Here is a 15,014-nt window from a genome sequence, read left to right on the forward strand (position 1 = left end):
GCCGAGGCGCCCGCCCCGACGCGCAGTGGCCCGCCCGGCAGGGCCGGGCGGGCCACTCGCGTCAGCGCCTCGCGCTCACTCGTTCTCGGCGGGCGGCTCGTCCTCGATCTGCCCCAGAGGGTCGTCGCCGAGGTCGACCACGGCGGTCTCGAGCGGCGGCAGGTCGGGCAGCTCGGCCATCTTGGACCCCGCGAAGGTGAAGGTGGCCTGCGGCCCCTCGCCCTCCACGTCGACCAGCACGATCTGACCGGGGCCGACCTCGCCGTAGAGCATCTTCTCGGCCAGCACGTCCTCGATCTCGCGCTGCACCGTCCGCCGCAGCGGCCGGGCACCGAGCACCGGGTCGAAGCCGCGGGTCGCCAGCAGGTTCTTGGCGGCCTGGGTGAGCTCGAGGCTCATGTCCCGGTCCTTCAGCCGGAGCTCGACGGCGGTGATCATGTTGTCCACCATCGAGATGATCTGCTCCTGCGACAGCGGCGGGAACACGATGATCTCGTCGACACGGTTGAGGAACTCCGGCCGGAAGTGCTGCTTGAGCTCCTCCGAGACCTTGTTCTTCATCCGCTCGTAGGAGCCGGCCGCGTCGCCGGACTGGGCGAACCCGAGGTTGACGCCCTTGGCGATGTCGCGGGTGCCGAGGTTGGTGGTCATGATGATGACGGTGTTCTTGAAGTCGACGACCCGACCCTGGGAGTCGGTGAGACGCCCCTCCTCCAGGATCTGCAACAGGCTGTTGAAGATGTCGGGGTGGGCCTTCTCGACCTCGTCGAACAGCACCACGGAGAACGGCTTGCGGCGCACCTTCTCGGTGAGCTGGCCGCCCTCCTCGTAGCCGACGTAGCCGGGCGGGGAGCCGAACAGCCGCGAGACGGTGTGCTTCTCGCTGAACTCGCTCATGTCGAGCTGGATCAGCGCGTCCTCGTCGCCGAACAGGAACTCGGCGAGCGTCTTCGAGAGCCAGGTCTTGCCGACGCCCGAGGGCCCGGCGAAGATGAACGACCCGCCGGGACGCTTGGGGTCCTTCAGGCCGGCGCGAGTGCGGCGGATCGCCCGGGAGAGCGCCTTGACGGCCTCCTCCTGGCCGATGACGCGCTTGTGCAGCTCGTCCTCCATCTTGAGCAGCCGGGTGGACTCCTCCTCCGACAGCTTGACGATCGGGATGCCCGTCGCCACGGCCAGCACCTCGGCGATCAGCTCCTCGTCGACCTCGGCGACCTCGTCCATGTCGCCGGCGCGCCACTGCTTCTCACGCTCGCCCTTCTTGGCGATGAGCTGCTTCTCCTCGTCGCGCAGGCGCGCCGCGGCCTCGAAGTCCTGGCCGTCGATGGCGGCCTCCTTGCGCTGCCGCACGTCGGCGATCTTGTCGTCGTACTCGCGCAGGTCGGCGGGCGCGGTCATCCGGCGGATCCGGAGCCGGGAGCCGGCCTCGTCGATCAGGTCGATGGCCTTGTCGGGGAGGAACCGGTCGGAGATGTAGCGGTCGGCCAGGGTGGCCGCCGACACCAGCGCCTCGTCGGTGATGGTGACCCGGTGGTGCGCCTCGTAGCGGTCGCGCAGCCCCTTGAGCATCTCGATGGTGTGCGCGATCGAGGGCTCGGCCACCTGGATCGGCTGGAAGCGGCGCTCCAGGGCGGCGTCCTTCTCGAGGTACTTGCGGTACTCGTCGAGCGTCGTGGCGCCGATCGTCTGCAGCTCGCCTCGCGCCAGCATCGGCTTGAGGATCGAGGCGGCGTCGATCGCGCCCTCGGCGGCGCCGGCCCCGACGAGGGTGTGGATCTCGTCGATGAACAGCACGATGTCGCCGCGGGTCTTGATCTCCTTGAGCACCTTCTTGAGGCGCTCCTCGAAGTCACCGCGGTAGCGCGACCCGGCCACCAGAGCGCCGAGGTCGAGGGTGTAGATCTGCTTGTCCTTCAGCGTCTCGGGCACGTTGCCCTTGACGATGTCCTGCGCCAGCCCGGCCACGATCGTGGTCTTGCCGACGCCGGGCTCGCCGATCAGCACCGGGTTGTTCTTGGTCCGCCGGGACAGGATCTGCATGACCCGCTCGATCTCGGGCTCACGACCGATGACGGGGTCGAGCTTGCCCTCGCGGGCGGCCTGGGTGAGGTTCTGCCCGAACTGGTCGAGCACCAGCGAGGACGACGGGGCCTCGCCACTGCCGGAGCCGGTGGTGGCCCCGGCCGTCGCCGACTCCTTGCCCTGGAAGCCGGACAGCAGCTGGATGACCTGCTGCCGCACCCGGTTGAGGTCGGCACCCAGCTTCTGCAGCACCTGCGCGGCGACGCCCTCACCCTCGCGGATCAGGCCGAGCAGGATGTGCTCGGTGCCGATGTAGGAGTGGCCCAGCTGGAGGGCCTCGCGCAGCGAGAGCTCCAGCACCTTCTTGGCGCGCGGGGTGAAGGGGATGTGGCCGCTGGGGGCCTGCTGGCCCTGGCCGATGATCTCCTCGACCTGGGCGCGGACCGCCTCGAGGGAGATGTCGAGGCTCTCCAGTGCCTTGGCCGCGACGCCCTCACCCTCGTGGATCAGCCCGAGCAGGATGTGCTCGGTGCCGATGTAGTTGTGGGAGAGCATGCGGGCCTCTTCCTGGGCCAGCACGACCACCCGCCGGGCTCGGTCAGTAAACCGCTCGAACATTCTCGCCTCGTTCCCTACCACTGAAATCCGTGAGTGTCCTCGGGATCACGACGACTCCGGCGGGACACCCTGGGTTCAACTCTGGTGACAGCCTACGTGTTCCCGGGGCGGCCGCGTCGGCGTCCGCCCTGAGCGAACGCGCGCTCCGAGCCGCCCGCCGACGTACGCCGCGGCTCAGGCCTTGCCGTAGACCACGCCGGGCACGCACTGGGTGGCTCCATCGGCCACCTTGGCGCGGATCGTGAAGTCCTGCGACTCGCCGGGCCCGACGCCCTTCAGCAGGGCGAACCCCCGACCCATCACGTCGCCGCTGCTGGTCGTCCAGGAGACCGTCACCAGGTAGTCGGCCCGCTTCTTCAGCGTGGAGGTGATGGTGCCCTTCACGGCCCGCTTCCCGGAGTCCGTGGGGCACTCGCCCAGCTCGAGGTCGTCGCGGGCCCCGCCCTGCTCCTTCTTCAGCACCGGGATGTCCGGCAGGTCGCTCGGCGACACGTTGCCGGGGTCGACGCCCGTGCTCGACGCCGACGGCGAGGTGCTGCCCTCGGAGCCCGGATCGTCGTCGCCCGAGCAGCCGGCCAGCGCCGCGGCCAGCAGACCGGCGGCGAGCGCCAACGACATGGTCTTCTTCGTCATGCGGGATTCCCTGTCCGTGCGTGCCCACGTGCCTCGTGGGTCCTGGTCGATTGCTGTCGATCGGTGCCGCGGCTCGGAGCGAGCCGTCCCCCGGCCAGCCAGCCGCGCAGCGACCCGGCGGACGTCGGATGTCGCTGTCGAGCATAGCCAGCGGGAGGAACCCGCTCGTCGGTCGAGCCTCAGGCGTCCTGCTCCTTGCGGCGTCGCCCGCCCACGATCAGGCCGAAGCCGAGCGTGAGCATCCCCAGCGCCACCCAGGGCACGATCGGGTCGACCGGGTTGCCGGTGTTGGGCAGCTCCCCGCCACCGGCGCTACCGCGGGTCTTGACCGTCACCTGGTCGTCGGAGCTCACCTTGGCGCCGCCACCGCCGCGACCCGTTGCCGTGGCGTGGTTGACGACCTCGCCCTTGCGGACGTCACTGGCCGTCACGGTGTAGGGCTTGGCCTTGCAGGTCATGGACGCGCCCGGCGCCAGCGTGGTCCTCGGACAGGTCACCTTGCCGACCATGCGGTCACTCACCGTGACGTGGGTGAGCGTGACGTTGCCGGTGTTGGTCACCTCGAAGCTGAAGACGATCTTGTCGCCCACCTTCACCGGACCCTGCGTGTCGGCCTTCTTCACCAGCTTGATGCCGGGGTGCTGGTCGATCGGCGTGGTCACGGTGTCCGTGTCGGTCACCGGCGTCGGGTTCGGGTCGGCCTGCGTGGCCGGCGGGGTGCCGCTGGCCGTCGCGGTGTTGACCACCTGGCCGGCGTCGACGTCGTCCTGGGTGAGCGTGTAGGTCGCCGTACACGTCACCGACTCGCCGGGCTCCAAGGTGTCGACCAGACAGCTCACCGGGCCGACCATCGGGTCGTCGACGGCGATCCCGTCCAGCGTCACGTTGCCGGTGTTGGTGACCGTGAACGTGTAGTCGACCGTCTCGCCCGCGGCGTCGCCCACGTTGGCAGCCGCCTTGACGAGGTCGATCTCAGGCGTCTGAGCGATCGGGGTGCTGGTCGAGTCGGTCGAGGTGACGTCGGTGGCGTTGGGGTCGGTGCCCGTCGCCGTCGCGGTGTTGTCGACCACCCCGGCGTTCACGTCGTCCTGCGTGAGCGTGTACGTCGCCGTGCAGGTCGTCGACTCCGCCGGCGCCAGCGTCGTCACCAGGCAGTCCACCGCACCGACCGCAGCGTCGTCGATGACGATGCCGGTCAGCGTGACATTGCCGGTGTTGGTCACCACGAAGTCGTAGTCGATGGTGTCGCCCGCGTAGTTGCCGCTGGGGACGCCCGCCTGCTTGTCCAGGCTGATCGACGGCGCCGCCGGGATGTCCACCGACGCCGTGTCGGTGTCGGTGACGTCGGTGCCATGGGGGTCGGTGCCCGTCACGGTCGCGGTGTTGTCCACCTGACCCGCATCGACATCGGCCTGCGTCAACGTGTACGACGCGGTGCAGGTCGTGGACTCCGTCGGCGCCAGCGTCGTGACCGGGCAGTCCACCGTGCCGACCATCGGGTCGTCGACCGTGATCGAGTCGAGGGTCACGTTGCCGGCGTTGGTCACCAGGAACTCGTAGTCGATCGTGTCACCAGCGTTGTTGCCCGACGGGGTACCCGCCGTCTTCACGAGGGTGATCGCGGGGCTCGCCGGGATCGACACCGACTCGGTGTCGGTGTCGGTGACATCGGTGGCGGGGGTCGGTGCCCGTCACGGTCGCGGTGTTGTCGACCACTCCGGCGTCGACATCGGCCTGCGTCAACGTGTACGACGCCGTGCAGGTGGTGTCCGCACCGGGTGCGAGTGTGGTGACCGGGCAGTCCACCGTGCCGACCATCGGGTCGTCGACCGTGATCGAGTCGAGGGTCACGTTGCCGGCGTTGGTCACCAGGAACTCGTAGTCGATCGTGTCACCAGCGTTGTTGCCCGACAGGGTCGTCTTCACGCCGTCTTCACGAGGGTGATCGCGGGGCCCGGGATCGACACCGACTCGGTGTCGGTGTCGGTGACATCGGTGGCGTTCGGGTCGGTACCGGTCACCGTCGCGGTGTTGTCCACCTGACCCGCATCCACATCGGCCTGCGTCAGCGTGTAGCTCGCCGTGCAGGTCGTCGACTCCGTCGGCGCCAACGTCGTCACCGGGCAGTCCACCGTGGTGAACATCGGTCGATGACGATGATCGTCGAGGGTCACGTTGCCGGTGTTGGTCACCAGGAACTCGTAGTCGATCGAGTCACCAGCGTTGTTGCCGTTGAGCGTGCCGTCTTGACCAGCGTGATCGCCGGCGTGGCCGGGATCGACACCGACTCGGTGTCGGTGTCAGACGTCGGTGGCGTTCGGGTCGGTGCCCGTCACCGTCGCGGTGTTGTCGACCACTCGGCGTCGACATCGGCCTGGGTCGCGTGTAGCTCGCCGTGCAGTCCGACTCCGTCGGCGCCAACGTGGTCACCGGGCAGTCCACGGCCGTGAACATCGGGTCATCGACGACGATGCCGTCGAGGGTCACGTTCCCGGTGTTGGTCACCAGGAACTCGTAGTCGATCGAGTCACCAGCGGCACTGCCGTTCAGCGTGCCCGTCTTGACCAGCGTGATCGCCGGGGCCGCCGGGATCGACACCGACTCGGTGTCGGTCGAGGTGACATCGGTGGCGTTCGGGTCGGTGCCCGTCACCGTCGCGGTGTTGTCGACCTGACCCGCATCCACATCGGCCTGCGTCAGCGTGTAGCTCGCCGTGCAGGTCGTCGACTCCGTCGGCGCCAGCGTGGTGACCGGGCAGTCCACCGTGGTGAACATCGGGTCATCCACGACGATCGAGTCGAGGGTCACGTTGCCGGTGTTGGTCACCAAGAACTCATAGTCGATCGAGTCACCAGCGGCACTGCCGTTCAGCGTCCCGGTCTTGACCAGCGTGATCGCCGGACCGGCCGGGATCAGCGTGTCGGTGCTGTCAGTCGCGTCGACATCCGTGCCGTTCGGGTCGGTGCCCGTCACCGTCGCCGTGTTGGCCACGTGCCCGGAGTCCACATCGACCTGGGTCAGCGTGTAGCTCGCCGTGCACGTCGTGTCGGTCGCCAGCGTCGTCACCGGACAGTCCACCGTGGTGAACATCGCGTCGTCGATCACGGATGCCGGTCAACGTGACATTGCCGGTGTTCTCACCACGAAGTCGTAGGCGATCGATGTCACCCGCGCTGTTCCCGCTCGGGATCCCGCCTGCTTGTCCAGCGTGATGTCCGGCGCCGCCGTGATCGACACCGACTCGGTGTCGGTGTCCGTCACGTCGGTGGCGTTCGGGTCGGTGCCCGTCACGGTCGCGGTGTTGTCCACCTGACCCGCATCCACGTCCGCCTGCGTCAACGTGTACGACGCCGTGCAGGTGGTGTCCGCACGACACCGGGCAGTCCACCGTCGTGAACATCGGGTCATCGACCGTGATCGAGTCGAGGGTCACGTTCCCGGTGTTCGTCACCAGGAACTCGTAGTCGATCGAGTCACCCGCCAGCCGTTCAGCGTCCCGGTCTTGACCAGCGTGATCGCCGGGGCCGCCGGGATCGACACCGACTCGGTGTCGGTGTCCGTCACGTCGGTGGCGTTCGGGTCGGTCCCGGTCACCGTCGCGGTGTTGTCCACCTGACCCGCATCCACATCGGCCTGCGTCAGCGTGTAGCTCGCCGTGCAGGTGGTGTCCGCGGCGCCAGCGTGGTGACCGGGCAGTCCACCGTGGTGAACATCAGGTCGACCGTGATCGAGTCGAGGGTCACGTTCCCGGTGCTCGTCACCAGGAACTCATAGTCGATCGAGTCACCCGTTCAGCGTCCCGTCTTGACCAGCGTGATCGCCGGGGCCGCCGGGATCGACACCGACTCGGTGTCCGTATCCGTCACATCGGTGGCGTTCGGGTCGGTACCCGTCACCGTCGCGGTGTTGTCCACCTGACCCGCATCCACATCCGCCTGCGTCAAGTGTACGACGCCGTACACGTCGTCGACTCCGTCGGCGCCAACGTCGTCACCGGGCAGTCCACCGTCGTGAACATCGCGTCGTCGATCGATGCCATCGATTCCGTCGGTGCTCATAGTCGATGAGTCACCCGCGGCGTGCCCGTCTTGACCAGCGTGATCGCCGGACCGCCAGCGTGTTGCCGTTCAGGATCAGCGTGTCGGTGCTGTCCGTCGCGTCGACGTCCGTGCCGTTCGGGTCGGTGCCCGTCACCGTCGCCGTGTTGGCCACGTGCCCGGAGTCCACATCGAGCTGGGTCAGCGTGTAGCTCGCCGTGCACGTCGTCGACTCCGTCGGCGCCAACGTCGTCACCGGACAGTCCACCGTGGTGAACATCGCGTCGTCGATCACGATGCCGGTCAGCGTGACATTGCCGGTGTTCTGCACCACGAAGTCGTAGTCGATCGTGTCACCCGCGCTGTTCCCGCTCGGGATGCCCGCCTGCTTGTCCAGCGTGATGTCCGGCGCCGCAGTGATCGACACCGACGGTGTCGGTGTCGGTGACGTCGGTGGCGTTCGGGTCGGTACCGTCACCGTCGCGGTGTTGTCCACCTGACCCGCATCCACATCCGCCTGCGTCAACGTGTAGCTCGCCGTGCAGGTGGTGTCCGCACCGGGTGCCAGTGTGGTGACCGGGCAGTCCACGGTCGTGAACATCGCGTCGTCGATGACGATGCCATCGAGGGTCACGTTGCCGGTGTTCGTCACCAAGAACTCATAGTCGATCGAGTCACCCGCCGAGCCGCCATTCAGCGTCCCGGACTTCACCAGGGTGATCGCCGGCGTGGCCGGGATCGACACCGACTCGGTGTCGGTGTCCGTCACGTCGGTGGCGTTGGGGTCGGTGCCCGTCACGGTCGCGGTGTTGTCCACCTGACCCGCATCCACATCCGCCTGCGTCAACGTGTACGACGCCGTGCAGGTGGTGTCACCACCGGTGCCAGTGTGGTGACCGGGCAGTCCACGGTCGTGAACATCGCGTCGTCGATGACGATGCCATCGAGGGTCACGTTGCCGGTGTTGGTCACCAGGAACTCGTAGTCGATCGTGTCGCCAGCGTTGTTGCCGTTGAGCGTGCCCGTCTTGACCAGGGTGATCGCCGGCGTGGCCGGGATCGACACCGACTCGGTGTCCGTGTCACTCACGTCGGTGGCGTTCGGGTCGGTACCCGTCACCGTCGCGGTGTTGTCCACCTGACCCGCATCCACATCCGCCTGCGTCAACGTGTACGACGCCGTGCAGGTGGTGTCCGCACCGGGTGCCAGTGTGGTGACCGGGCAGTCCACGGTCGTGAACATCGGGTCATCGACCGTGATCGAGTCGAGGGTCACGTTCCGGTGTTCGTCACCAAGAACTCGTAGTCGATCGAGTCACCCGCGGCACTGCCGTTCAGCGTGCCCGTCTTCACCAGCGTGATCGCCGGCGTGGCCGGGATCGACACCGACTCGGTGTCAGTGTCCGTCACGTCGGTGGCGTTCGGGTCGGTACCCGTCACCGTCGCGGTGTTGTCCACCTGACCCGCATCCACATCCGCCTGCGTCAACGTGTACGACGCAGTGCAGGTCGTCGACTCCGTCGGCGCCAACGTCGTCACCGGGCAGTCCACCGTGGTGAACATCGGGTCATCGATGACGATGCTGGTCAAGGTGACGTTGCCGGTGTTGGTCACCAGGAACTCATAGTCGATCGAGTCACCAGCGTTGTTGCCGTTCGAGCGTCCCGTCTTCACCAGGCTGATCGCCGGACCGGCCGGGATCGCGGTGTCGGTGCTGTCCGTCGCGTCGACGTCCGTGCCGTTCGGGTCGGTGCCCGTCACCGTGGCCGTATTGGCCACGTGCCCGGAGTCCACATCGACCTGCGTCAACGTGTAGCTCACCGGACCACAGGTCACCGAGTCGCCCGGAGCCAACGGACCAGCAGGACACGTCACCGACACCAGCGAGTCAGCCACCGTCACCGGATCCAACGTCACATTGCCGGAGTTGGTCACCACGAACGAGTAATCGATCGTGTCCCCCGCGGCGGCCCCCGACGGCACACCCGCCTGCTTGTCCAGCGTGATGTCCGGCGCCGCGGTGATCGGCACCGACTCGGTGTCGGTGTCACTCACGTCGGTGGCGTTCGGGTCGGTCCCGGTCACGGTCGCGGTGTTGTCCACCTGACCCGCATCCACATCCGCCTGCGTCAACGTGTACGACGCCGTGCAGGTCGTCGACTCCGCCGGCGCCAACGTCGTCACCGGACAGTCCACCGTCGTGAACATCACGTCGTCGATCACGATGCCGGTCAGCGTGACATTGCCGGTGTTGGTCACCAAGAACTCATAGTCGATCGAGTCACCCGCCGTTGGCCGTTCAGCGTCCCGGTCTTCACCAGGCTGATCGCCGGACCGGCCGGGATCAGGCTGTCCGTGGCGTCGACGTCCGTGCCGTTCGGGTCGGTGCCCGTCACCGTGGCCGTATTGGCCACGTGCCCGGAGTCCACATCGACCTGCGTCAACGTGAGCTCACCGGACCACAGGTCACCGAGTCGCCCGGAGCCAACGGACCAGCAGGACACGTCACCGACACCAGCGAGTCAGCCACCGTCACCGGATCCAACGTCACATTGCCGGAGTTGGTCACCACGAACGAGTAATCGATCGTGTCCCCCGCGGCGGCCCCCGACGGCACACCCGCCTGCTTGTCCAGCGTGATGTCCGGCGCCGCGGTGATCGGCACCGACTCGGTGTCGGTGTCACTCACGTCGGTGGCGTTCGGGTCGGTCCCGGTCACGGTCGCGGTGTTGTCCACCTGACCCGCATCCACATCCGCCTGCGACAACGTGTACGACGCCGTGCAGGTGGTGTCCGCACCGGGTGCCAGTGTGGTGACCGGGCAGTCCACCGCCGTGAACATCGGGTCATCCACGACCACCGAGTCCAGCGTCACGTTCCCGGTGTTCGTCACCAAGAACTCATAGTCGATCGAGTCACCAGCGTTGTTGCCGTTCAGCGTCCCGGTCTTCACCAGGCTGATCGCCGGACCGGCCGGGATCGGGGTGTCGGTGCTGTCCGTCGCGTCGACGTCCGTGCCGTTCGGGTCGGTGCCCGTCACCGTGGCCGTATTGGCCACGTGCCCGGAGTCCACATCGACCTGCGTCAACGTGTAGCTCACCGGACCACAGGTCACCGAGTCGCCCGGAGCCAACGGACCAGCAGGACACGTCACCGACACCAGCGAGTCAGCCACCGTCACCGGATCCAACGTCACGTTCCCGGTGTTCGTCACCACGAACGAGTAATCGATCGTGTCCCCCGCGGCGGCCCCCGACGGCACACCCGCCTGCTTGTCCAGCGTGATCGCCGGAGCAGGGTCGATGGTGACCGTCTCACTGTCGGTCGCCGAGGTGTCCACGCCGTTCGGGTCCGTCCCCGTCGCCATCGCGGTGTTGAGCACCGAACCGAGGTCGACGTCGGCCTGCGTCAGGACGTAGGTCGCCGTGCACGTCGTGCTCGCGCCGGGCGCCAACGTCGTGGCCGGGCATGAGACGGGTCCGACCAGCGGATCGTTCACGACGACCCCGGTCAACGTGACGTTGCCGGTGTTGGTCACCAAGAACTCATAGCTGATGGTGTCATCGGCAGCATCGCCGTTGAGGGTGCCGGTCTTCACCAGAGACAGAGCGGGCCCGGGCGCCAGCGGCGTGTCGGTGTTGTCCGACGCCTGAACGTCGGTGCCGTGGGGATCGGTGCCCGTCACCATCGCATCGTTGGCCACGTGACCCGAGTCCACGTCGGCCTGGGTCAGCGTGTAGGTCGCCGAGCATGCCATCGGCTCCCCAGGAGCCAGGGTGGTCGTCGGGCAGGTCACGGACCCGACGAGCGGGTCGTCGATCACGATCCCGGTCAACGTGACGTTGCCGGTGTTGACCACCACGAACGTGTAGTCGATCAGGTCACCGGCCGCGGAGCCCGACACTCCGGCCACCTGCTTGTCAAGGCTGATCGCCGGGTCGGTGCTGAGCGGTACGTCGGTGTTGTCGGTGGCCGTGGGCGGCGTGAGACCGGCGGGCGGCGTACCGGAGGCGGTCGCCTCGTTGGCCACGTGGCCGGCATCGACATCGATCTGGGTGAGCGTGTAGGTGCCGGTGCAGGTGGTTGACTCGCCGGGCGCCAGCGTGGTCACCGGACAGCTGACCGCGCCCACCGTCAGGTCGGTGACACCGACGTTGGTCAGCGTGACGTTGCCGGTGTTCGTGACCAGGAACTCATAGTCGATCGTGTCGTTGGCGGCCGAGCCGGTCGGGGTGCCGGCCTGCTTGTCCACCGCGATGTCGGGTGTCTGGGTGAGCGGCGTCGTCTCGGCGTCGGTCGCCTCCGGGGTGTCGCCGTTGCTGCCGGTGCCGGTTGCGGTCGCGGTGTTGGTGACCGACCCGCTGTCGATATCGGCCTGGGTGAGCACATAGGTGGCCGTGCAGATCGTCGACTCGGTCGGGGCAAGCGTGGTCACCGGGCAGGCGACCGTGCCGACCATCAGGTCGGAGACGCTGACGGAGTCGAGGGTGACCGACCCGGTGTTGGTCACCAGGAACTCGTAGTCGATCGTGTCACCCTCGTCGGTGCCGTTGCCGTCGAGGTCGGTGACGCCGCCGCTGGTCTTGTCGAGGGCGATGGCCGCGTTGGGTGACACCGGGGTCACCAGCGTGTCGGTGTCGGTCGGTGGCGTGAGGCCCGGCGGAGGCGTCGCCATGGCGTCGGCGGTGTTCGTCACCGAGCCGGTGTCGATGTCGGTCTGGGTCAGGGTGTACGTAGCCGAGCAGGTCAGCTGCTCGCCGGGGGCGAGCGGGGTCGCCGGACAGGAGACGGGGCCGACCAGGGGGTCGGTCACCACGATGGTGCTCAGGGTGGTGTTGCCGGTGTTGGTCACCACGAAGGTGTAGGACAGCTCGTCCCCGGCGTCGGTGCCGTTGCCGTCGAGGTCGGTCACGCCGCCGCTCTGCTTGACGAGGCTGAGGTCTGGCGTCCGGGAAATCGGGGTCGAGGTGTTGTCGGTGGCACTCGGCGGTGTCACTCCGGCGGGCGGGTCTGCCGTCACGGTTGCGACGTTGTCCACCGTGCCTGCATCGATGTCGGCCTGCGTCAACGAGTAGGTCGCGGTACAGGTCATGGACGCGCCGGGAGCAAGGGTGGTGGTCGGGCAGTTCAGCGTGCCGACCTTGGGGTCGCTCACGTTGACGTTGGTCAGCGCCACGTTGCCGGTGTTCTGGACCAGGAAGGTGTAGGCGATGGTGTCGCCGACCGTGTTGCCCGACGGGGTGCCCGCCTGCTTGTCGAGGGTGAGCGTCGCCGTGCGCGGGATGGGCAGCGTGTCGGTGTCGGGTGCGTTCACCACGACCCCGGTGGGCGAGGTGCCGGTGGCGGTCGCCAGGTTGTTGACCACGCCGGCGTTCACGTCGGCCTGGGTGAGCGTGTAGGTCGCGGAGCAGGTCTTGGACGCGCCTGGCGCAAGAGACCCGGCCGGGCAGGTCACGGCGCCGACGATCGGGTCGGTCACACCCACGCTGGACAGCGTCACGTTGCCGGTGTTGGTCACCAGGAAGCTGTAGACCACAGTGTCGCCCACGTCGGGCCCGTTGCCATCCAGGTCGTTGATCGCGCCATGGCTCTTGTCCAGCGTGATCGCCGGTGCAGCGGGGATCGTCTTGGTGGCGCTGGCCGGGGCGGTGACCGCCGGACCGGTGGGCGGGGTGCCCGAGGCGGTCGCCGTGTTGTTGACCACGCCGGCGTTCACGTCCGCCTGGGTCAGGGTGTAGGTGCCGCTGCAGGTCATCGACCCGCCCACTGCCAGGCTGGTCGACGGGCAGGTGACACTGCCGATCTTCGGGTCACTGACCCCGACGGAGCTGAGCGGCGTCTGTCCGGTGTTGGTCACCACGAAGGTGTAGGGGATGGTGTCGCCGACGTCGGGACCGTTGCCGTCGAGATCGTTGATAGCGCCGGCCGTCTTGGTCAGCGAGATCCCGGGCTGGCCGTTGGTGAACGTACACGTGATCACCCCTCCCGGGGCGGTGGCCGTCCCGGGCACGGTGTAGGTCGTGCCGCTCAGGCTGCCCACGGTCGCACCCACGGCGTCGGAACAGGTGGCGCCGGCGAGGGACCAGCCTCCCGGCAGGGTGGACTCGTTGATGGTGACTGCGGAGTTGGCCGTCTGCACTGTGAAGGCCTGGGTGCCGGCGGTTCCGGTGTCGCCGTCGACCTGCGTGGGCGTGCCGGCCGAGGTTGTCGTCACACTTCCCGTGGACTGGGTCGTGTTGGTCAGCGTGAAGGCGAACGGACCTCCGGTACTCCCGGTCGTGGTCTTGCGCAGGATGATCTGGGCGCGCGGCGCGAAGGTGATCGGGTAGTCCTCGACCTCCCCGGAGTCGGCCAACCCGGTCGGGGAGTTGATCTGGCTGGTGGTGTAGCCGACCCGGAACCGCGCATAGGAGGTGCCGGCGGTCAGCCCGTTCGGCACGTTCCAGCTGAGTGTCACCGAGGAGGCGCCGCCCGGGTTGGCACAGGCGCGCTCACTCGACTCGAAGGTGCCGCTCTTGTCGAAGTCGATCCAGCCGCAGACCCTGGCGCCGGTCGTCGTTCCCGACAACGGGACGGTGAGTGCATAGGTGCTGCCCGGGTCGATCAGCACGCTGGGCAGCGTGGCGAACGCGTCCTCGTCGTCGGTGCCGCTGGTGTCGTCACCGTTGGCCGCGGTCCCCGGGAACGGGCTCGCGGTCGCGTTGCGGGCGTTGGGGTTGTCCTCGTCGACGGTGCTGCCGAGCGCCAGGTTGCTGATCACGTGGGCCGGCGCCTGCGAGCCGTTGTAGGAGGCCGGGGCGTCGGAGAAGTCCTGGGGGAGGGTGAAGGTCAGCGCCATCCCGTCGCCGGAGCCGGAGGTGTTGACGGCCGGCAGTGCCGACGAGTTCTGCACGAACACCGCGGACATGTCGAAGGACAGCGTGGTGACGGTGCCGTTGACCTGGATGCTGCCGCAGGAGGCGCTGCCTGCGGCGTTGAAGTAGGGGGACCCGTTGACGTTGGTGGTGCAGGTGACGGAGGTCGAGTCGTTGGTGGCGCCGATGGTCGTGGAGGTGACCGCGAGCTGCGCGTTGCCGTCGAGCTTGGAGAGCGTGACGCCGGGCGTCGTCAGGGTGTAGACCGCATGCAGGTCGGACTGTGCGTTGACGTTGCCGAAGCGGGTCGTCGCGGACACGCCGCCCATGCCGGACATGTGGATCACCGGGTTGCGCACCGGCTGGCTGAACGCGACCGTGACGGTGCCCAGACCGGGGCAGGTGCCGGTGGCGTTGCAGGTGCCGGTGTTGACGATGACGTTGGCCGCGGTGTCGCCGCTCTGCATGTTGGTCGGGGTGTACTGCGTCTGGTCCCAGCCGCGGGAGCCGAGCGTGGTCGGGGCCGCCAGGTCGGTTAGTCCCGTCGCGGTCACGGTGGCCGTCACGCCGGACGGGTAGGTCACACCGCTGATGTCGGTGGCGCCCGACTGGGTCAGCGCAAAGCTGCCGGTGGGGAACTCATAGGCGCTCACCGGTGACGGCTGGAACGCCAGCAGCCCCACGAGCACCAGGCCGGTGACCTGGAGCAGCGCGACAGCCTTGTTGTCCTGAAGTCGGCGGAACCACCGTCCGGCCCTCATTGAATCTCGTGTCTCCCCATCTCCCGGGCGTCCCCGGAATCTGCACGACCTGTGCCGTGTCGCCCGCGTTCGGCTCGTCCCGAGCGAGGG

At 68.0% G+C, this 15,014-nt stretch carries 13 protein-coding genes and 1 pseudogene; all 14 read right to left on the reverse strand.

Annotated features, from left to right (window positions below):
- Positions 1-75: 75 nt before the first annotated feature.
- A complete protein-coding gene (locus R2740_RS10835; RefSeq protein ID WP_371302693.1) occupies positions 76-2,640 on the reverse strand; it encodes an ATP-dependent Clp protease ATP-binding subunit in 2,565 nt (854 codons plus the stop codon).
- Positions 2,641-2,814: 174 nt separating this feature from the next.
- Positions 2,815-3,273 (reverse strand): hypothetical protein, encoded by a 459-nt coding sequence (locus R2740_RS10840; RefSeq protein ID WP_371302694.1) that lies wholly within the window; start codon positions 3,271-3,273, stop codon positions 2,815-2,817.
- Between the two features lie 179 nt (positions 3,274-3,452).
- Positions 3,453-4,883 carry a hypothetical protein gene (locus tag R2740_RS10845; protein ID WP_371302695.1) on the reverse strand — a complete coding sequence of 477 codons (1,431 nt, stop codon included), beginning with the start codon at positions 4,881-4,883 and terminating at the stop codon, positions 3,453-3,455.
- Positions 4,843-5,199, reverse strand: coding sequence for a hypothetical protein (locus R2740_RS10850; RefSeq protein WP_371302696.1), 357 nt, complete (start codon positions 5,197-5,199; stop codon positions 4,843-4,845). Before R2740_RS10850 ends, R2740_RS10845 begins: the two co-directional genes overlap by 41 nt.
- Positions 5,196-5,465, reverse strand: a complete 270-nt coding sequence (locus tag R2740_RS10855; protein WP_371302697.1) for a hypothetical protein — start codon at positions 5,463-5,465, stop codon at positions 5,196-5,198. The genes R2740_RS10850 and R2740_RS10855 overlap by 4 nt, the downstream gene beginning before the upstream one ends.
- A gap of 22 nt (positions 5,466-5,487) precedes the next feature.
- Entirely contained in the window at positions 5,488-6,378 is an 891-nt protein-coding gene (locus R2740_RS10860; protein ID WP_371302698.1) for a hypothetical protein, read from the reverse strand.
- A 9-nt stretch (positions 6,379-6,387) separates the two neighbouring features.
- A complete protein-coding gene (locus R2740_RS10865; RefSeq protein WP_371302699.1) occupies positions 6,388-6,582 on the reverse strand; it encodes a hypothetical protein in 195 nt (64 codons plus the stop codon).
- 329 nt (positions 6,583-6,911) lie between these two features.
- Complete coding sequence (locus R2740_RS10870) at positions 6,912-7,034, reverse strand: hypothetical protein (RefSeq protein ID WP_371302700.1); 123 nt, start codon at positions 7,032-7,034, stop codon at positions 6,912-6,914.
- A 30-nt stretch (positions 7,035-7,064) separates the two neighbouring features.
- A complete protein-coding gene (locus R2740_RS10875) occupies positions 7,065-7,331 on the reverse strand; it encodes a hypothetical protein (protein ID WP_371302701.1) in 267 nt (88 codons plus the stop codon).
- Positions 7,332-7,341: 10 nt separating this feature from the next.
- On the reverse strand, positions 7,342-8,127 hold the full coding sequence (locus tag R2740_RS10880; RefSeq protein WP_371302702.1) for a hypothetical protein: 786 nt from the start codon (positions 8,125-8,127) through the stop codon (positions 7,342-7,344).
- A gap of 26 nt (positions 8,128-8,153) precedes the next feature.
- Complete coding sequence (locus tag R2740_RS10885) at positions 8,154-8,540, reverse strand: hypothetical protein (protein WP_371302703.1); 387 nt, start codon at positions 8,538-8,540, stop codon at positions 8,154-8,156.
- Between the two features lie 41 nt (positions 8,541-8,581).
- A complete protein-coding gene (locus R2740_RS10890; RefSeq protein WP_371302947.1) occupies positions 8,582-9,517 on the reverse strand; it encodes a hypothetical protein in 936 nt (311 codons plus the stop codon).
- Between the two features lie 15 nt (positions 9,518-9,532).
- Positions 9,533-9,604 (reverse strand): annotated as a pseudogene (locus R2740_RS10895) (hypothetical protein); the annotation flags it as partial.
- 145 nt (positions 9,605-9,749) lie between these two features.
- Entirely contained in the window at positions 9,750-14,924 is a 5,175-nt protein-coding gene (locus R2740_RS10900; protein ID WP_371302704.1) for a GEVED domain-containing protein, read from the reverse strand.
- Between the last annotated feature and the right edge of the window lie 90 nt (positions 14,925-15,014).

The sequence above is a fragment of the Nocardioides sp. genome (assembly GCF_041393715.1).
Taxonomy (GTDB): Bacteria; Actinomycetota; Actinomycetes; order Propionibacteriales; family Nocardioidaceae; genus Nocardioides.

Bases quoted from the DNA above. Each gene is read 5' to 3' on its own strand.
- R2740_RS10835 (WP_371302693.1), bottom strand. From the start codon at position 2,640: ATGTTCGAGCGGTTTACTGACCGAGCCCGGCGGGTGGTCGTGCTGGCC.
- R2740_RS10840 (WP_371302694.1), bottom strand. From the start codon at position 3,273: ATGACGAAGAAGACCATGTCGTTGGCGCTCGCCGCCGGTCTGCTGGCC.
- R2740_RS10875 (WP_371302701.1), bottom strand. From the start codon at position 7,331: ATGAGCACCGACGGAATCGATGGCATCGATCGACGACGCGATGTTCAC.
- R2740_RS10890 (WP_371302947.1), bottom strand. From the start codon at position 9,517: ATGTTCACGACGGTGGACTGTCCGGTGACGACGTTGGCGCCGGCGGAG.
- R2740_RS10900 (WP_371302704.1), bottom strand. From the start codon at position 14,924: ATGAGGGCCGGACGGTGGTTCCGCCGACTTCAGGACAACAAGGCTGTC.